Annotated in this window: 17 protein-coding genes; 6 read left to right on the plus strand and 11 right to left on the minus strand. The window is 55.6% G+C overall.

Going from position 1 to position 17495, the window contains the following annotated elements:
- Positions 1-84: 84 nt before the first annotated feature.
- From secDF to H4317_RS04240, 5 genes are all read right to left on the minus strand, one after another.
- The gene (gene secDF / locus H4317_RS04220; protein WP_185888905.1) at positions 85-3102 is read right to left on the minus strand and encodes a protein translocase subunit SecDF; all 3018 of its coding nucleotides are present in this window, start codon (positions 3100-3102) and stop codon (positions 85-87) included.
- Positions 3103-3242: 140 nt separating this feature from the next.
- Positions 3243-3614 (minus strand): hypothetical protein, encoded by a 372-nt coding sequence (locus tag H4317_RS04225; protein WP_185888906.1) that lies wholly within the window; start codon positions 3612-3614, stop codon positions 3243-3245.
- A gap of 147 nt (positions 3615-3761) precedes the next feature.
- Complete coding sequence (gene udk / locus H4317_RS04230) at positions 3762-4397, minus strand: uridine kinase (protein ID WP_185888907.1); 636 nt, start codon at positions 4395-4397, stop codon at positions 3762-3764.
- A 128-nt stretch (positions 4398-4525) separates the two neighbouring features.
- Positions 4526-5110, minus strand: a complete 585-nt coding sequence (gene rdgB, locus H4317_RS04235; RefSeq protein ID WP_185888908.1) for an RdgB/HAM1 family non-canonical purine NTP pyrophosphatase — start codon at positions 5108-5110, stop codon at positions 4526-4528.
- Positions 5111-5259: 149 nt separating this feature from the next.
- Positions 5260-5661 carry a hypothetical protein gene (locus H4317_RS04240; RefSeq protein ID WP_185888909.1) on the minus strand — a complete coding sequence of 134 codons (402 nt, stop codon included), beginning with the start codon at positions 5659-5661 and terminating at the stop codon, positions 5260-5262.
- 200 nt (positions 5662-5861) lie between these two features.
- Here H4317_RS04240 and H4317_RS04245 point away from each other — a divergent pair, with 200 nt between their 5' ends.
- The 4 genes from H4317_RS04245 to hemC all read left to right on the plus strand — a co-directional run bounded on the left by H4317_RS04245 (position 5862) and on the right by hemC (position 9898).
- The gene (locus H4317_RS04245) at positions 5862-6110 is read left to right on the plus strand and encodes a type B 50S ribosomal protein L31 (protein ID WP_185888910.1); all 249 of its coding nucleotides are present in this window, start codon (positions 5862-5864) and stop codon (positions 6108-6110) included.
- Between the two features lie 180 nt (positions 6111-6290).
- A complete protein-coding gene (locus H4317_RS04250; RefSeq protein ID WP_185888911.1) occupies positions 6291-7526 on the plus strand; it encodes a GlmU family protein in 1236 nt (411 codons plus the stop codon).
- A 78-nt stretch (positions 7527-7604) separates the two neighbouring features.
- The gene (locus H4317_RS04255; RefSeq protein ID WP_185888912.1) at positions 7605-8744 is read left to right on the plus strand and encodes a DNA polymerase III subunit; all 1140 of its coding nucleotides are present in this window, start codon (positions 7605-7607) and stop codon (positions 8742-8744) included.
- A 206-nt stretch (positions 8745-8950) separates the two neighbouring features.
- The gene (gene hemC, locus H4317_RS04260; protein WP_185888913.1) at positions 8951-9898 is read left to right on the plus strand and encodes a hydroxymethylbilane synthase; all 948 of its coding nucleotides are present in this window, start codon (positions 8951-8953) and stop codon (positions 9896-9898) included.
- Between the two features lie 84 nt (positions 9899-9982).
- On the opposite strand, the gene H4317_RS04265 is transcribed toward hemC, so the two are convergent.
- Entirely contained in the window at positions 9983-10621 is a 639-nt protein-coding gene (locus H4317_RS04265; protein ID WP_260625818.1) for a DUF2238 domain-containing protein, read from the minus strand.
- A 177-nt stretch (positions 10622-10798) separates the two neighbouring features.
- Here H4317_RS04265 and H4317_RS04270 point away from each other — a divergent pair, with 177 nt between their 5' ends.
- Both H4317_RS04270 and H4317_RS04275 read left to right on the plus strand, forming a co-directional pair.
- Entirely contained in the window at positions 10799-11440 is a 642-nt protein-coding gene (locus H4317_RS04270; RefSeq protein WP_185888914.1) for a peptidylprolyl isomerase, read from the plus strand.
- 36 nt (positions 11441-11476) lie between these two features.
- On the plus strand, positions 11477-12376 hold the full coding sequence (locus tag H4317_RS04275; protein ID WP_185888915.1) for an SDR family oxidoreductase: 900 nt from the start codon (positions 11477-11479) through the stop codon (positions 12374-12376).
- Between the two features lie 142 nt (positions 12377-12518).
- Here the strand turns inward: H4317_RS04275 and H4317_RS04280 are convergent, their stop codons facing one another.
- From H4317_RS04280 to H4317_RS04300, 5 genes are all read right to left on the minus strand, one after another.
- Positions 12519-12752: a hypothetical protein gene (locus H4317_RS04280; protein ID WP_185888916.1), complete on the minus strand. Its 234-nt coding sequence runs from the start codon at positions 12750-12752 to the stop codon at positions 12519-12521.
- Positions 12753-13040: 288 nt separating this feature from the next.
- Positions 13041-14051, minus strand: a complete 1011-nt coding sequence (locus tag H4317_RS04285; RefSeq protein ID WP_185888917.1) for an ABC transporter permease — start codon at positions 14049-14051, stop codon at positions 13041-13043.
- Entirely contained in the window at positions 14048-15100 is a 1053-nt protein-coding gene (locus H4317_RS04290) for an ABC transporter permease (RefSeq protein WP_185888918.1), read from the minus strand. The genes H4317_RS04285 and H4317_RS04290 overlap by 4 nt, the downstream gene beginning before the upstream one ends.
- Positions 15101-15103: 3 nt before the next feature.
- Complete coding sequence (locus H4317_RS04295; protein ID WP_185888919.1) at positions 15104-16645, minus strand: ABC transporter substrate-binding protein; 1542 nt, start codon at positions 16643-16645, stop codon at positions 15104-15106.
- A gap of 263 nt (positions 16646-16908) precedes the next feature.
- Positions 16909-17154: a hypothetical protein gene (locus H4317_RS04300; protein WP_185888920.1), complete on the minus strand. Its 246-nt coding sequence runs from the start codon at positions 17152-17154 to the stop codon at positions 16909-16911.
- Between the last annotated feature and the right edge of the window lie 341 nt (positions 17155-17495).

Here is a 17495-nt window from a genome sequence, read left to right on the forward strand (position 1 = left end):
AGGAATTTACAATAAAAAAAGCCCGGCCAAATAGCCAGGCTTTTTTGAGTAGAACAGGAAAGCGGTGCCTTCCTCGTCTATAAGTTAAACCTGTGCAGTCGACAGTTTAGGTGCGTCGGTGCCGTCGTTGATATGCGTCGACATATCAGTGCCGCGCTGTTTGGCGTCTTTGCGGCCGTAGGTGTCGAGGATGATTGGCGTTGCAATGAACAGCGACGAGTACGTGCCGAGTACGATACCTACCAGCATAGCAAACGAGAAGGAACGGAGCGTTTCACCCCCGAAGATGTAGAGCACCAGCACCACCAGGAACACCGTAGTGGAGGTAATGATGGTACGCGAGAACGTGCTGTTCAGAGCAGGGTTGGCTACCTGCGCAAACGTCAGCTTGGGGTTCTCGTGCATATACTCCCGGATTCGGTCAAAAATTACCACCGTATCGTTCATTGAGAAGCCCAGCACGGTAAGTACAGCTGCCACGAAAATCTGGTCCATTTCGTAGTTCAGGCCAAACAGACGGGCAATTGGGTAGCAGGCTACCACCAGCAGCACGTCGTGGAACAATGAAACCACAGCTGCCAGCGAGAACTGCCACTTCTCGAAGCGGAACAGTACGTAGATGAAGATACCCAGCAGTGTCAGGCCCAAGCTCAGTACCGAGGTACGCTTGATGTCATCGGCGATGGTAGCGCCTACTTTCGAAGTAGACTTTATAACCGGGGCGTCGGCAGCGAAGTCGCGCTTCAGCTCCGTCATCATGGCAGCTTCTACTTTCTTGTCGGCTACAACCGTTTCATCATCGGCCAAATAGCCGGTTGTGATGCGCAGACGGTTAGGCGAACCAAAGGTTTTAACCTCCGTGCCAGCGCCCTGGAAGCTGCGTTCTACCAATGCGTCGTGCACTTTGGAAGCATCCATCGACTTGTTGAAGTCAACGATATACGCACGGCCACCGCGGAAATCGACACCCAGGTTAGGGCCACCCTGTACGGCCATCAGCACAAATCCCGTGACAATGAAGAGGGTGGAAACAGCGTAGGCAATCTTACGCTTGCCCACGATGTCGAATTTAGGGCTTTTGAAGAGTTGACGCGAGAGGAAAGTCGAGAAGGTGATTTTGCTCGTTTCCTTGCCTTTCACCAGCCATTCAATGATCAGGCGCGAAATGAATACGGCCGACAGGAACGAGGTGAAAATACCGATGAGCAGCGTTACGGCGAAGTTCTGCACCGGGCCCGTACCGAAAACAAACAGCGTCAACGCAATAATCAGGGTCGTAGCGTTAGAGTCAAAAATGGCCGAGAAGGCGCGCGAGTAACCTTTATTGATGGCATCGTGCAAACCCAGGCCGTGGTCTAGTTCTTCCCGGATACGCTCGAATATCAGTACGTTAGCATCCACCGAAGAGGCAAATACTAGAATCAGACCCGCAATACCGGGCAGCGTGAGAGCGAAGGAGAACTGCGCCAGTACACCCAAAATCAGGAACATGTTGAACAGCAGGGCGGCATCGGCTACTAGGCCGGCGCGGCCATAGTACACAGCCATGAACACCATGATGATAACCAGACCCGCCAGCGACGAGTACAGCCCTTGGTTGATAGCCTCCTGACCCAACGACGGACCTACTACTGCTTCTTCCACGATGCGCGTTGGAGCAGGTAGTTTACCGGCTTTCAGTACGTTGGAAAGGTCCTGGGCTTCTTCAATGGAGAAGCTACCCGAAATGCTGGTGTTGCCGCCGGCAATTTCCGACTGCACCACTGGGTCTGAATACACGTAGTCATCCAGCACGATACCTACCTGGCGGCCGATGTTGGCGCCGGTCAGTTTCTGCCATTTTTTAGCGCCCGAAGGGTTCATGGCCATGCTCACTTCGGGGCGGCCGCCTTGGTCGTAATCCTGGCGGGCATCAGCTACTACCTCGCCACCTAGTGGAGCCTCAGCACCGGGAGCTTTACGAATGGCCGTAATCTTCAAGTATTCCTGACCTTCGATGGTTTCAGGCTTCACATTCCAGAGGAAGGTGAGGTTGGGAGGCAGAATAGCGCGGGCTTCGTCGGAACGCAGGATAGTGTTCAGGCGAGCCGTGTCGCGCACGTTTACGCCCAGCTGGCCGGGAACCGGCATCGTGAACAGACGGGCCAGTACCGAGCCCTGCTGGGCTTTCGACGAGTCCGTTTTGGCAGCTGCAGTAGCGTTTTTCTTTGCCAGTTGGCTGGCTAGTGAGGTAGAGTCGCCGGCGGTAGCAGTAGAATCGGTGGTGGCTGCTACAGCAGGGCTGGCCGCTTTTGCAGCGTCCGTGGTTTTCTCTTTTGCTATCAGCGCCTGGTCGAGCTGCTGGAGGTATGGGCCGAACTCATCCTGGCGCCATACTTCCCAGAACTCCAGCTTAGCCTGGCCCTGCAACAGCTTGCGCACACGGTCCGGGTTGTCTACGCCGGGTAGTTCCACCTGAATGCGGCCGGTGCCTTTCACGCGCTGAATGCTGGGCTGGCTCGTGCCGAATTTGTCAATACGGGTACGCAGGATGTTAAAAGAACGGTCAATGGCTTCTTCCACTTCCTTGTTGATGGCGCCGATTACTTTCTCGTTGGTCGAGTTGATGTCGATGCCGCGGCTCTTGTTAGTGGTGTTGGCGAAGATGCGGGCCAGGTTTTCACCGGGTGCTACCGTCTGGTAAGCCTGCGCGAAGAGCGTGGTGAAAGGCGTCGAAGGGTTAGCCTTCTGCGCCACCTGCGCCTGCTCCAGCGCCTGGTTGAACTTGGGGTCTTTGGAGTTGCTGCTCATGGCGCGCACAATCTCCACTGGCGATACTTCCAGCGTCACGTGCATGCCGCCTTTCAGGTCAAGGCCTAAGCCCAGCTCCGACGAGCGTACGTCACGGTATGTATAATCAACACCCAGCAGGCTGGTAACCGGAGCACGCCACACCGAGTCGAGGTAGTGCTGGCGCTGCTTCTGGTCTACTTTGCCGTTTTTGGTGGCATATACCACGGCATCGTTCTGCACGCGCCGCGAGATGAACGTGAAGGTCAAAAAGTAAATACACAGGGCCGACACAATGATGGTCAACCCAATGATGAGTCCTTTATTACGCATTGAAAAAAGTAAAAAAATGAAGCTTGGGAAGAGGGACCCGATGAATGCAGGCCAGCAGAAAAAGCTGTGCCGCTACACACTCTAAGAGGTCAGCAAGTGGGCTGGCGCGAATACGTGCGCTGCGGCCCTGCAAGGCCGCGTTAGGGAGCCTGCGGCGACAGGGCCGCTACCAGCAGCCGAGTGCGGTACACTGCCGCCGGCTGAATACCAGATAATGGGCGCGGCGCTACCAGTGCCCGGCGCACAGCCGGCAGCCAGCTATGCGGAGCAGGCCAAGGTAGCCACGCCTCCAGGTTGGGCGCTACATGCAGTACCAGAGGACCGGTAGCTTCCAGCGTCACTTTCTGCTTTACCACTGCCACACGGGTTGGCAGGCCAATGCGCGTAGTTTTGCCGGCCGGCACCCGGAAGGTGGCCACGGCCTGGTGGTTCAGCGACAGCACAAACAGCACAGTGGCTGTGAGCAGCGCAAAACGCACACGGGACAAAAACTGGGTAAAAAACAGGTGCATGGAAAGCCTAAGAGCTACAAATATAGCCAAACGCACCGGGCGAGGCAACGCTCCCGGAGGGCTTCTAAGGCAATAAGTCAGGCCAACGCATAAAAAAAGCGTGCTGCCGGTTTGGCAACACGCTTTCCAAAGCTGGAGTCCAACAGACTACTGAACCTGTGCGCTGGCTGCTACCTTGCTTTTCAGGAACGAAACCAGCACTTCCAGTGCCCTATCGAAGTGGTGATTATTGGGAATGATAATATCCGCGTCGTTTTTGTAGGGCTTGATGTACTTGTCGTAAGTAGGCGCCACATGGTTGACGTAGCGGTACAGCACATCCTCTAAGTCGTAGCCTCGTTCGTCCCGGTCGCGCACAATGCGGCGCAGCACCTTCACGTGTTCTTGGGCATCAATAAACACCTTTAGGTCGAGCAAACGAGCCACTTCCTCGAAGTGAAATACAAAAATGCCTTCTACCACCACAATAGGGGCGGGCCGGAACACCAGTTCCGTCGGAGCCGCCGTCGGGTTATTGAACGTGTATTCGGGCCGGCGGACTTCCTGGCCTTTGCTGATGCTCAGCACATCGGCCGCGTAAGCCGCCGAATCAATCGACGTAGGAAGGTCGAAATGCGTAACGCCCTGCTCGTCTACGAACTGGCTTTCCCGTGGATGGTAGTAATTGTCCTGCGAAATCAAGCAGATTTCTTCTTCGGAAAACGAAGCCAGCAGCCGGCGCAGAAAAGTAGTCTTGCCGGAGGCGCTGCCGCCCGTGATACCGACGATGAAAGGATGTTGCATGGTGTGGAAAAACGGCCCGTACCGGCGGGGCCAACCCTGCAAAAGTAATGAATTAGGGTGATGAGAGGAGAACGTAAGCGGGTAATCGAGTAGTAGAATTAGGGAGGCTCTCCGTTTTACCTAATAAATTACTTGCTCTGCTCTAGAAAGGCTACCAAGCCTGCCACGGCCCGCGCCCGGTGGCTGATGTGGTTTTTCTCGGCGGTTGTCATTTCCGCAAACGTGCGGCCGTCGCCCTCCAGAGGCTGAAATACGGGGTCGTAGCCGAAGCCGCCGGAGCCGCTTGGCGTTTCCGTGATGCTGCCTTCCACCACTCCCACAAACTCATGCACTGCGCCATCAGGCAGCACCAGAGCCACCACCGTCCGGAACCGCGCCGACCGGTCGGGCTGGCCCTGTAGCTCCTGCAGCAGCTTCTGCACGTTGTCGGCGGCTAGGCGCTGGGGGCCAGCATAGCGGGCCGAGTACACACCAGGGGCACCGCCCAACGCTGTTACTTCTAGGCCGGTATCGTCGGCGAAGCAGGGCACGCCAAAATGTTCCCACACATAATTGGCTTTCTGGCGGGCGTTGCCTTCCAGGGTGTCTTGGGTTTCGGGTAGTTCCTCGTGGCAGCCAATATCAACGAGGCTCAGTAGTTCAGTGCCCGCGGGCAGCAGCGGCCGGATTTCGTCGAGTTTATGGGCGTTGTTGGACGCAAAACAAATACGCATCTGATAAATGGTTAAATGGTCGAATCTGGGAATGGCTGTCAGGACTGGAAGCCCGCTGCAACTAGATGGGACGAATGAAACGCAAAGGCACAAAAAAAGCCGTACTAGCCGGCTACGAAGAACAATCAACCAAAGAATAATTCGCCTGCTTACCGAAACATCGACTTGATGCTGCCCCAGGAACGTTGCACGGCGCTGGGAGTCTGGCCCAGGGTGCTGGTGTAGCTTTGGTCCCCGGTAGTGGTGCGCACCGTGAGACGGTAGGTATAAGGGCCTCCGCCCTGCGTGCCACGGTACACATCCGTATCCAGATATTGATAGCGCATCTGGCCAGAAGGCGACGTAGTGCTTATTCGCCCGAAAGCCGGCTCGTTGTTGGCTTTGCGGTAAAGCTCGTAGCTCTGAACCCCAGCCTCATTGGCTACTTCCCAGGTTACCCGCACATTTGAGCCATCGAAAGCAGCCTGAAACAGCGTGATTGTGGCACTCAGAGCCACCGTGGCGCACAACAGCACCAGCAGCATTAGCGGAAGAGTAGCCTTACGAAACATGGGTGGTGGGTAAAGTAGATCGATAGGCGATAGAGGAGGGGCAGGGTTTCAAAAATAAACAAATTCCGTTAGCTCGCACTGATTATAGGGATAAATGCAGAAAAGGACCGGTAGAGCTTTTGAAAGTTGAGCGTAACGTGTACTTTTGCAGTCCCTTCCGCAAAATCGGCAGGCAACCAGGTACAAACGGCATTCCGACCATGAAAAAAGACATCCACCCCGAATATCGCGAAGTGGTATTCCAGGACAGCTCCAGCGGCTTCAAATTTGTAACCCGCTCGACGATGAACTCCAACGAGACCATCACGATGGAAGACGGTAAGACGTATCCCGTGATTAAGGTGGAAGTTAGCTCGGAGTCGCACCCCTTCTACACCGGCAAAAACGTACTGCTCGACACGGCTGGCCGCGTAGAGAAGTTCATGACCCGCTACAACAAGAAGAAGTAATTTCTGAGTCATTCAGTTGGGGCTCGGCAACCGCCTGCCGCCGCCTGAACCTCACGAAACTCCCGTTGGCCCTGCCAGCGGGAGTTTTTGTTTTTAAACTTCCCGCAGAAGGCGACCTTTGCATCTCATCCTGGCGAGGCTTGCTACTGACTAGCCGCGCGCAACCCTTTCAACCGACTCATGCACGTTCTGCTCTTCGACGACCCGGCCATCCGGCCTCACTTGCTGCCGTTCACGTTCACGCGCCCGGTGGCGGCACTTCGTTGCGGTATCCTGACGATTGCCGAAAAGTGGCAGCACCGGCTGGGGCAGGCCGTCGGCTACCTGACCGAGCCATATCTACAGGGTAAGTATCCGGCCGGAGCCACCCAGGGACCGGCGCTGGTTATCAACGGCGCCGTGTGCCCTGATGACGTGCTGGTGCGGCAGGTGCAGGCGCTGCAAACCGGCGAGGCCCTGTTCTGCGACCAGACGCTGGTAGCCGCGCACTTGGCCGACGCTACACAGGTAGCCGAGCTGATTCAGGATGGCTTTCAGAAAACCCGCGACGTAGCCGAGCCCGTTACCGTCATCCGGGAGGTGTGGCACCTATTTCTGCGCAACGGCGCCGAAATCCGCCGCGACTTCGACCTGCTGACCAAAGGCCGGCAGTCGGCTCCTATCGGTGATGCGCATACGATTGTGTACGCGCCGGAAAACGTGTTTATCGAGCCTGGCGTGAAAATCAGGGCCGCAATTCTAAACGCGGAAAACGGGCCAATTTATCTGGGCCGCAACTCGCAGGTACACGAAGGGGCCATCATCAGCGGACCGTTGGCGCTCTGCGAAGGCAGCCACATCAACGCCGGGGCCAAAATGCGCGGTGACAACACCGTGGGGCCTTTCAGCAAGGTGGGCGGCGAAGTTGGGAACAGCATTTTGCTGGGCTACTCTAATAAGGGCCACGACGGCTACCTCGGCAACTCAGTGATAGGGGAGTGGTGCAACCTGGGCGCCGATACCAACACCAGCAACCTCAAGAATAACTACGCACCGGTTAAAATCTGGAGCCATTCGGTGGGCCGTTTCGTGAACACCGGCCAGACCTTCTGTGGCCTGATGATGGGCGACCATAGCAAGTGTGGCATCAATACCATGTTCAATACGGGCACGGTAGTGGGCGTAGGTGCCAATATTTTCGGGGCAGGCTTCCCGCGTACGTTCATCCCAAGCTTCAGCTGGGGCGGCGCCGCCGGCTTCGAAACCTTCAAGCTTCCGAAGGTGACCGAAGTAGCGGAACGCGTCATGGCCCGCCGCCAACTCACCTACGACCAGACGGAGCAGGCCATCATGCAGCACGTGTACGAGCAGACAGTGAAAGACCGGGTGTGGGAAAAAACCGCTCCTGCAGCGCCGGAAGCCGGTGTGGAGCTATAAACCCGAATTACATAGTGTTGGCGAGTCGAAAAACTGGGTTCTAGCCTGTCAGCGCTTATTATTAGCAACTGAAAAAGGATGCGTTTCTCCGACATTCCCGGCCAGCAGCAGGTCAAACAACTGCTCATACAGAGCGTACGCCGCAACCACGTAGCGCACGCGCAGTTGTTCCGTGGAGCTGAGGGCTCGGCAGCGCTGGCGCTGGCGCTGGCTTACGCCACGTTTCTGAACTGCGAAAGCCGCACGCCGGAGGCCGAGGATTCCTGCGGGCAGTGCCCCAGCTGTCAGAAAATTGATAAGCTGATTCATCCTGACCTCAACTTCATCCTCCCCGTCACGGCTACTAAGGCGGTGCCCAAGGATGCTACCAGCAGCAAGTTTGCGGCGGAGTGGCGCGGTTTCGTGCTCGAAAACCCTTACCAGGGCTTCAACGACTGGATGCAGCACATCGGGGCCGAAAACAAGCAGGGCAGCATTTCCAAGGAAGAAAGCTTGCAGCTGCTGCGGCTGGTATCGTTGAAGGCGTTTGAGGCGCAGTTCAAGCTCGTGATTATCTGGCTGCCTGAGCTGATGCACCCGGCCGCGGCCAATGCCGTGCTGAAGCTGCTGGAAGAGCCGCCACCCGCAACTGTGTTTCTGCTGGTGAGCTTCTCGCCGGAACTGTTGCTGCCTACCATCATTAGCCGGGTGCAGCCGGTGGTGGTGCGCCCGCTGTCGGAAGAAGAACTGACAGTCTGGCTGCGCGATGAGCACCAGGTACCCGAAGTAAAGGCCCGGCAACTAGCCCAGCTGGCCGAAGGCAACCCCGGTATGGCCCTGGCGGCGCAGAATTCCAATTCTGCCGACCACGACTACTTCGATTTGTTTGTGAGCTGGATGCGCACCTGCTTCAGCAATAAGGTAAGCGACATTCTGGAGAAGAGCGACGAGTTTCAGAAACTGGGCCGCGAAAACCAGAAGGAGTTTCTGCAATATGCTCTCACACTGTTGCGCAAGGTGCTGCTCTTTGGCCTCGACCCAAAGCTGGTGCCGCACTTATCGGCACAGGAGCAGCCGTTTTTGCAGGGTTTTAGTCGCTTCGTAACGCCGCGCAACGCCGACCCGCTCACCCGCGAACTGAACGAGGCGCACTACCACATCGAGCGAAATGCCAGCCCCCGCATGGTGTTTGTGGACACTTCACTGCGGGTCGCAGAGCTGCTGAAAATGCCAGCGTAGTGTCTGCAAAGGCAATAAATATAATTTGGTAAAAAGCTATAGTTAGTGCTAAAACTGCTATAGCCGCTACAGCCCAACAGGCGGCTGTACCTTTGCCCAACGCAAGAAAATAAAATCTCCGCGATGCACAACCGTTGAAGCACTTGCTTTTGCGGCTTGGCAACGCAACCAGCGGCACTACAAAGCCGGCAGAAACAGCATAGAACATGTCTCGTACTATTCGCATCGGCACCCGCGGCAGCAAGCTGGCGCTGTGGCAGGCTCACCACGTAGCAGACTGCCTGCAGCAGGCCGGCTTGGCCACTGAAATTGTCATCATCACCACTAAAGGTGACGTGGTGCTGGACCGCTCCCTCGATAAAATCGGGGCGAAGGGCGTGTTCACGGAAGAACTGGAGGTTGGGCTACGCACGGGGCACATTGATATTGCCGTGCATAGCGCCAAAGATGTGCAAAGCTCCATCCCCGAGGACTTGGAGCTACTGGCATTTATGGAGCGGGAACAGGTAAATGACGTGGTGGTAAGCTTCCACGCTGACCTTGACCTGCAGCGGCCCGGCTTGGTACTAGGCACCAGCAGCACCCGCCGCAAAGCCATGCTGAAGCGGTTTCTGCCCAATGCCACTACTGCTGAAGCCCGTGGCAACCTCCAGACCCGCCTGCGTAAGCTGGAAGAAGGGCAGTACGATGCTCTGGTGCTGGCCTACGCTGGCGTGCACCGTATGAACTACGACGGTCTTATCCGCCACGTGCTGCCTGAAACCCGGTTTGTGCCGGCTACGGGGCAGGGCAGTGTAGCCATCGAATGCGCGCGAAGCCTGGAGCCAACACTCAAAGCCGAGTTGCACCACGCCCTCGACCACCCCGCCACACACTTGTGCCTAGCTGCCGAACGAGCTTTTCTGCGCACCATGGAGGGCGGCTGCAGCATTCCATCCTTCGCTCTGGCCACGCTGGATGCCGCCGCTGGTACTGTGCACCTACACGGCGGCCTCATTAGCCTAGATGGGGAGCAGTTTATTGAAGAAATGCAGCACGCTGAAGCCAGCCAAGTAGAGGCTTTGGGAATACGGGTAGCCGAAAGCGTACTGGCTCGTGGCGGCCAGCAGATTTTGGAAACCATCCGGCTGCAGCGGAACGAAAGCGCCGCCTAGGATTCTACTGTTCGACTATTCGGAGCAATAAAAGAGCCCTGCTACCAAGGTAGCAGGGCTCTTTTATTGAAAGCATGTACTGATTTATGCCGACTTTGAGTTGCGTCCGAACAGGGCATAAAGCAGAAGTGCGAAAACAGCGCCGCTAGTATCAGCTAACATGTCCTTCTGCGCGTCCCAGATGTCACCCTGGCTACCGAGGAAGGCGGCACCGGCATCGCCACCGGCTACTTCCGCATATACCCATTCAATCAACTCGTAGGCCATGGCCACTGTGCCAATTACGCATAGCGGAAATAGGTAGCTGATGGTTCGGTTACGAATGGTACCGTAGCGGTCCGTTAGTTCAATGATAGCATAAGCGTAAAATCCGACGGAGAAGTGTGCCACCCGGTCATACATGTTGCGTTTGAAGCCAAATAGCTGATTAAACCAGTCAAAGGGTACTTTCTCGAATGTGTAGTGGCCGCCTATAGTGTGCATAAAAATCAGCACGCTCATAAGCGCGTAGGCGAGGTTAGAAAACCGGGTGCCGCGCACGTACAGCACCACCAAGGCTAGTACAATCAGAAAAATCGGCACGTTCTCGGCCCACCACGTGCCCCGCTCGGCGGGGCTGATACCCAGCACCACAAATTCAAGCAGATATACAGCCAGCAGCAGCTTTGGGAACCAGTGCGACGAGGCCGCAGCCGGCATAATGAGGGAAGATGTGGAGTTCATGCAGGAGAAATTAAGCGCAATACTGGCGCACCATACGGCGTTTTGGCACGCAAGGCGAAACGGATGAAGAAATATAGTGCTTTAGGGCTATGCTTCTTTTTGCCCGAACAGTGCAGCATTAGCCCTGATACCCGGTAAACGTCTTAATTTCGCCGCCCAACCTCTGTGTGTTTTTCTATGCTTTCCGTTTCTCGTGTTTCTGCGCTGCTGAGCGCCCTGTTGCTCCTGCTGACTTCTATGGCTGTTGCCGCCAAGGCGCCCAAACCCAGTAAAAAAGACCAGCTTGTAACCATCAGTACTTCGCTCGGCGACATCAAGATGATTCTTTTTGATGCTACGCCTCAGCACAAGGCCAACTTCCTGAAGCTGGCGGAAAGCGGCTTCTACAACGGGACTACCTTTCACCGGATCATCCCCAACTTCATGGTGCAGGGTGGCGATGCCAATTCCAAAGACGCCGACCCCGCCAATGATGGCATGGGCCAGCCCAACGAGCAAACCATCCCGGCTGAAATCCGGCCGGAACTGAAGCACAAGTTTGGCGCGCTGGCTGCTGCCCGCCAAGGCGACTTCGTGAATCCACAGCGCGCTAGTAGTGCGTCGCAGTTCTACCTCGTGCAGAACCACCAAGGTACTTCTCACCTTGATGGGCAGTACACAGTGTTTGGGCAAGTGGTGAGTGGGCTTGATGTAATCGATAAGATTGCCACGCAGCCCAAAGATGACCGTGACCGGCCCCTGACTGATCTTAAAATGACGGTGAAAGTAGAGAAGCTGAAGAAGAAAAAAATCACGGAACTCTACGGCTACGCCTATTAGCGCCGCCTGCTTTTCTAGCCTAGAGTGGCTGCCACTATGCGAATTCTCGTCACCGGAACCAACGGCCTGCTAGGGCAGAAGCTGGTAGCACTTCTGCGCAACCAGCCAGAAATAGAACTGGTTGCCACTTCTCGCGGCCCTAATAAGCTGGCAGCACTGTATCCGGAAGTGCAGTTTTTGTCACTGGATGTGACCAGCAAGTCAGAGGTTTCGCGGCTGATAGCGCAGGTGCAGCCCACTCACCTCATCCACACCGCCGCCATGACCAATGTGGACGAGTGTGAACTGAACCGCGAAGCGTGCTGGCTACACAACGTCACGGCGGTAGAGCATCTGGTGGCGGCCTGCGAGGCGCACCACGTGCATCTGACCTTTCTAAGTACTGATTTCGTGTTCAGTGGCGAGCAGGGGCCGCTGGCTGAAGGTGCGTTACCAGCGCCTGTCAATTTTTATGGCGAAAGCAAAGTGGCGGCCGAGGAAATTGTGCAAGCTAGCCGCATACCCTGGGCCATTGTGCGTACGGTGCTCGTGTACGGCACGGCCCACAACTATGGCCGCACCAATATTGTGCTTTGGGTACGCGACTCGCTCCGGGCCGGCCGCCACATCCAAGTAGTCAACGACCAGTTTCGCACTCCTACGCTAGCCGAAGATCTGGCGCAGGGCTGCTGGCTGGTAGCCCGCCAGCACGCTACCGGTATCTACCACATCAGCAGCGACGAACTGCTGACGCCTTATCAAATGGCACTTCGGGTGGCAGCATATTTCCAGTTGGATACGTCTCTCATTTCGGAAGTGAATGCCAGCACGTTTTCGCAGCCTGCCCAGAGGCCGTTGCGTACGGGCTTTGTTATCAGCAAAGCACAGCAGGAATTAGGCTATCAGCCTCATTCTTTCGATGAGGGAATTGCACTGCTGGCAAAACAAGTAAAATAGCAGGAAGCTGGCCCTAGAAGCATTATTGCTAAACGCAAAAACCCCGCAAGCAAAGCCAGCGGGGTTTTCACACACCTATTGCAACATTGTTCACCAGTTAGCTTTGCTCCCTTAGCAAAACCAACCTTTATAAAAAATCACATTAATCCTTGTATCGTTTTTTAGTTTCGAGTAGAAATGTTCCCACCAGAAGCCCACCCACCAGTACCGCAGTGCCCGTGCGCAGTGCTTGCTGTCCGACATCATAGGGTATCACTTCTCCGTCAATAGTCTGAAAACCGGCCAGCGTTTTCGCGGCTCGTTGGCAAGTGGCCATTTCCAAAAGCAAGTAACGCAACGCGTATCCCTGCCGACGCTTGAGTAGTAGTGAGGCCATGAGGAGCCAGAGGCAACATCTTGATACGTGTTTGCAGATTCCTGTAAATCCCCAAGCACATATCAAAAGTAGGCTGAAGTACAGCCGCTGTAAAGGACAGTTAAGGGTAAAATGTGACAGGTAAAATACTGCCGGTGCGACCCTGCTATGCTTACTTGTAGCATACCAGATTCGCTCCGTTGGCAATCAGGTATTCGCTTATTTACAGAGCTTTACCTGATATGTTTCTTCCTGCTTAGCGCTAGCTAATTGACGAATATTCTGCGTGTGTTTTGTTGATTTGTGACATTAGGATGCCTGCAATACCCGACTGTAGGGTTCCGGCGCGGATACAAGCCGGCGCAGGGATAATGCAGTCAGAAGCAGTGCTACGGTCGGGAATACAATAAGCCACCAAGAAGATGGTGCGACTCTACCAGCAGCCAGTATTCGGCCCCAACTAGGTACTTCAGGCGGAAGTCCTACTCCCAGAAAGGATAACGTTGTTTCGAGGCTGATAATTGCGGCTAGGCTAAGTGGTAGAGCTGTGCGTACCACTTGCCAGCAATTGGGCAGAACATGGCGAAAAATAATCTGCCGTGTCGGCAGGCCCAAGGCAGTAGCAGCTTCGAAGTAAGGTAGCCAGCGAATCCGGCGTACTTCAGCCCGCATCAGCCGGGCACTAGGTACCCAGAAAGTGAGAGTAAGCAACAGGACAAGGGTTGCAACGCTGGGCGAAACGGCTGTGGCCACCAGCACTACCAGCAACAGCCGCGGCAAAGCGGCCAGAAATACAATAGCTGCCGAAACCAGCGAATCGATGGGCAGCGCTACAGTAGCCCGCCACTGCGAAAAGCGTGACAGAATAGAGCCAAGCACCAGCCCGCCCCCGGCCAGACACAAAGGCCACCATCCAGCCAAAGGGCTGCTTGCCGGGGCTGTGAAGAGAGCATATAAGGCCAAAAAACAGGCTAGCGAAATCAGCCACGCCTTCGGCAGCCGCATACGCGAATTGCCCCAATAGCCAGCCGCAACTCCCAGCGCAGTGCCCAGTGCACTAGCAAGTAGAGTAGTTGGTACACTTACTAGCAACGCTGTACGGGCGCCATACAGCATGCCCCGCAAAACATCCTGGCCCTGCGAATCAGTGCCTAGTAAATGGCCGGAGGCAAGCGGAGCAGCGTTGATCTGCAGCAAGTCAGGACTGGGGGGGAAGGAGAAAAAATCAGCGAATAGCGCAGCCGCAGCCAGTAGCAACAGCCAGCCGAGGCTAAGACGCCAACTCCAGCTGCGCTTGGTGTAGGCAATGGTAGTGCTCATGCCGGGCGGTTTCTAAGCCGTGGATCGGAGAGCAAATACAGCGCCTCCGCCAGCCAAAGCGAAATCTGGCGCACCACTACTACCAGTGCCGTGCCTGCAAGCAGTATCGGAAAGTCGCGGGAAGCCGCCGCTTCTGCAAGCAGTCGGCCTAAGCCAGGCAGGGCAAAAATCAATTCCACTACCACCGAGCCCGCCAGTAAGCCAGGAAGCAGATCGGTGAGTAAGGTAATGCTGGGAAGCAAGGCATTGCGTAGCGCATGGCGGCGCAGTGCCTGAGCTGCCGATAATCCTTTGGCCCGCGCCGCCAACATATAGTCTTTGTTGGTTTCTGCTTGCAGGGCGCCCGCCAGCTGCACGGCTGGTGCTGTGATGCCAGTCAGCACTAGACTGGCTACCGGCAATACCAGATAGCTCAGGTAAGTTGCTGGTGCGTTCCAGAAAGATGCCTCATCTGAACCAAGACCGTACGCCGGAAACAGGGCCAGCATATCCGGATTGGCCAGCAGCAGCAACAGCAACAAGGCTACCACAAACAGTGGTAGGGTATCCAGTGCAAACAAAGCAACCAATGCCACATTTCGGCCTGATGCAGCTAGCCAAATGCCCAAGGACAAAGATACCGCAACTAGCAGGGCCGCAGCTGCTAGTGTGAGAGGCAATGTATGATGCAAGGCGCTGCGTAGCAGGTCACTCACCGGTTCGCCGGTTCGGTGAGATTGACCGGCATCACCCTGGAGCAGATTGCTCAGCCAGCGGTGGTACTGGTTTCTGGTACCGGTCCAGCGCCAGCGAGGTGCCAGCCAAGTAGTAGAAGTGGCAGTTTGGGTCAGGTAGAAGAGAGGAATATCCAGCCCCAAACGATGCCGGACCTGTTCTTGGGCTGCCTGTAGCTGTTGGGTGGAAGCGGAGAGGGCGACGGTGGAAGACGTAAAGCGCGCCAGCAGATCCTGCTCATCTGGCAGAGTGCGCGTAAGCAGAAACAGTAAGGTTATGATCCCCCAGCTGATAAGCAGCGTCTGACCCAGTTGAGAGAAGAAACGCCCTGCCATATGTTAGGGCTTGGTAGAATCTAGTTGTAGGCTCAATACATCGTAGCCGGGGCGCACGCTCAGCATCCGCACCGATGCCATGCGGCGGGTTGTGATAAGTCGGTTGCGCGTAAAATACAGCACTACCAGTGGCGACTCGCGCCGTAGCAGCACTTGGAAACGCTTCAACAGCCGGGCATGGCGTTGCGGGTCAGGCTCGGCCGTAATAGCTTCTATAAGCCGGTCGGCTGCTGGCTGGCTGAAACGGCTGTAATTAACCAACCCAATGCCACGCGTATGTAGCAAAGGCATAAAATTATAGCCGAAAGGATTCCCTGAGGTTTTACGGACGAACATATCCATGTCGCCGGTGACCAACTGCCGCTGCAGCAAACTCGCCTCAGCAGGGCGTAGCTGCACTGCAACCCCAATGCGTGCCGCCGCCGCCTGAAACTGCAGCGCAACAGTTTCATGCTCAACGGCACCCGCATGGTAACTAATATGCAGAGCCAGTGGCCCCATATTGCCATTCCACCAGCCGCCTGCCGGGCGCAGCTGCCAGCCAGCGAGGCGGAGTTGGCGCTTGGCTTCGTTCAGAGAAAAAACCAAGTCAGGCAAACTGTCTTGGTAGGCCAGCCGGTCGTGCGGATTAATCAGGCTTACACTTCGATACGCCAGTCCTTGATGCGTTGCCTGCATCAAGTCCGGAATGTTAAACAGAAGGCTGAGTGCCCGCCGGGTGGCGGCAGTGCGCAGCATAGGACGTTGCGTATTAAACCCGGCCACTAGCATATCGTACGAATCGGCAGTGTAAAACGCCAGTCGTGCAGTGTCCGCAGAAGCCCGCAGTGCCGTGAAGTCACGCGCAGTAGGCATTGGATACAGGTCCAAGCTGCCGCGCCGCAGGGCTAGCAAAGCGGTAGTGTTGTCGGGAATTATTTGATAAGCAAGCCGTTCAGGTTTGGCTTGCAACCACGGCGGCTGGTTCTGCAACCGGCTGGCCCACCAACCCGATTTGCGCTCTAGCATCATATACCGGTTACTTTCCCAGCTTGTAAGCCGGTAAGGGCCACAACCAGGAAGCCGATCTGGATGCCGAGACAGTTGTGCCTGCCGGTAGCGGGCTGCAAAAGTGCGGAGTGCTGGATGCCGCCTGACAGCTTCTGTTGTGTCAGTGCGTAGCAGAGCGAGTGGCACATCCCGCAATGCGCCCGACGGATCAAGAGCGTATTCTGGCAGGATGGAATAGTCGCCGGATGCTAATACAATATCCGGCGAAGAGCTGCTGCAAACCAGGGTGAAGCGCTTAGGATCAGTGGAGTCCAGCTCTATTTCCTGCACAAACCCATATTGAGTCCGGGCAAACTCAGTGGGAAGACCTGGGCAATGCATCACCCGAAGTGTAAACGCTACGTCGCGGGCCAGTACAGGCTGGCCGTTGTCCCAGGTAGCTTCTGCCCGGAGTTGGTAGGTGAGGCGGGTGAGTGAGTCGCGCCGGCTGATTTGTGGTAACGCCTCTGCCAGCCAAGGTACTATTTTTAATTGCTCCGGGTTACTAGTCAACAAGCTGCAATGCAGTAGGTTGATAGCCTCAAGAGCCTGCGGAGTACTTACCAAGAGTGGATCCAGCGTTTCCGGGTCACTAGGCCAACGGATGCGAATGGTATCCGAGGAGTCTGTGGGGGTAGTACAGGCAGTAAGTGCGCCACAAAGGGCTAGCAGAAATACTAAGCTCGGAGGAAGCCTCATGGATGCGCAGCAGGCAGGTTGGACCCGCTGGGCAAGTTAGCTAAGAATTCCGTCGGCACGTATTCGGCTACCATCAAGTACTACTTGCCCGTCCAGCCGCCCGAGCCGTGGTCAGCGTCAATGCCCGTCCAGCCACCCGAACCATGGTCAGCGTCGATTCCGGTCCAGCCGCCCGAGCCGTGGTCTTCGTCAATGCCTGTCCAGCCACCCGAACCATGGTCAGCATCTGCTGACATAACGGTAGGAGTACCGGTAGGATAGATAGTAGCTGCAGGGTTAGAGAAGCTGCTGATCTGGAACAGGGCGAGGGCGAATAATTCTAACATGGCGCTGAGAGTTTGTGTCGTTCAAGTGATTGATTGACACAAAGGTGGGTGCAAACTCAAGCCGCGTAAAGGAAAGAAGAGTAGGAAAAGTGATTTGTATAAAAATTATAATTTGTTTAATATAAACTATAGTTCAGAATAGATAAAGTTGGATATCTCCTTATTGTAAAGCTAGCTGATGTGGCGGAAGTTGCTCAAAATGCCTTAAAATGTGACATCTTAGCTGCGAAAAAAGTCCATTTCTTCATTACAAAGGTCTGGACATATACCTGTGCCTGTAAAGGAAAATATGCGTTGTTTTGTGACAGTGTTTTAGCTGGCAGAAAACAACGATAGGGCCG

Origin of the sequence: Hymenobacter sediminicola, from assembly GCF_014250515.1 — a bacterium.
In the GTDB taxonomy this organism is placed as follows: domain Bacteria; phylum Bacteroidota; class Bacteroidia; order Cytophagales; family Hymenobacteraceae; genus Hymenobacter; species Hymenobacter sediminicola.

Bases quoted from the DNA above. Each gene is read 5' to 3' on its own strand.
- rdgB (WP_185888908.1), bottom strand. From the start codon at position 5,110: ATGCGTATTTGTTTTGCGTCCAACAACGCCCATAAACTCGACGAAATC.
- H4317_RS04240 (WP_185888909.1), bottom strand. From the start codon at position 5,661: ATGTTTCGTAAGGCTACTCTTCCGCTAATGCTGCTGGTGCTGTTGTGC.
- hemC (WP_185888913.1), top strand. From the start codon at position 8,951: ATGTCTCGTACTATTCGCATCGGCACCCGCGGCAGCAAGCTGGCGCTG.
- H4317_RS04255 (WP_185888912.1), top strand. From the start codon at position 7,605: ATGCGTTTCTCCGACATTCCCGGCCAGCAGCAGGTCAAACAACTGCTC.
- H4317_RS04270 (WP_185888914.1), top strand. From the start codon at position 10,799: ATGCTTTCCGTTTCTCGTGTTTCTGCGCTGCTGAGCGCCCTGTTGCTC.
- udk (WP_185888907.1), bottom strand. From the start codon at position 4,397: ATGCAACATCCTTTCATCGTCGGTATCACGGGCGGCAGCGCCTCCGGC.
- H4317_RS04265 (WP_260625818.1), bottom strand. From the start codon at position 10,621: ATGAACTCCACATCTTCCCTCATTATGCCGGCTGCGGCCTCGTCGCAC.
- secDF (WP_185888905.1), bottom strand. From the start codon at position 3,102: ATGCGTAATAAAGGACTCATCATTGGGTTGACCATCATTGTGTCGGCC.
- H4317_RS04285 (WP_185888917.1), bottom strand. From the start codon at position 14,051: ATGAGCACTACCATTGCCTACACCAAGCGCAGCTGGAGTTGGCGTCTT.
- H4317_RS04250 (WP_185888911.1), top strand. From the start codon at position 6,291: ATGCACGTTCTGCTCTTCGACGACCCGGCCATCCGGCCTCACTTGCTG.
- H4317_RS04225 (WP_185888906.1), bottom strand. From the start codon at position 3,614: ATGCACCTGTTTTTTACCCAGTTTTTGTCCCGTGTGCGTTTTGCGCTG.
- H4317_RS04280 (WP_185888916.1), bottom strand. From the start codon at position 12,752: ATGGCCTCACTACTACTCAAGCGTCGGCAGGGATACGCGTTGCGTTAC.
- H4317_RS04300 (WP_185888920.1), bottom strand. From the start codon at position 17,154: ATGTTAGAATTATTCGCCCTCGCCCTGTTCCAGATCAGCAGCTTCTCT.
- H4317_RS04275 (WP_185888915.1), top strand. From the start codon at position 11,477: ATGCGAATTCTCGTCACCGGAACCAACGGCCTGCTAGGGCAGAAGCTG.
- H4317_RS04245 (WP_185888910.1), top strand. From the start codon at position 5,862: ATGAAAAAAGACATCCACCCCGAATATCGCGAAGTGGTATTCCAGGAC.
- H4317_RS04290 (WP_185888918.1), bottom strand. From the start codon at position 15,100: ATGGCAGGGCGTTTCTTCTCTCAACTGGGTCAGACGCTGCTTATCAGC.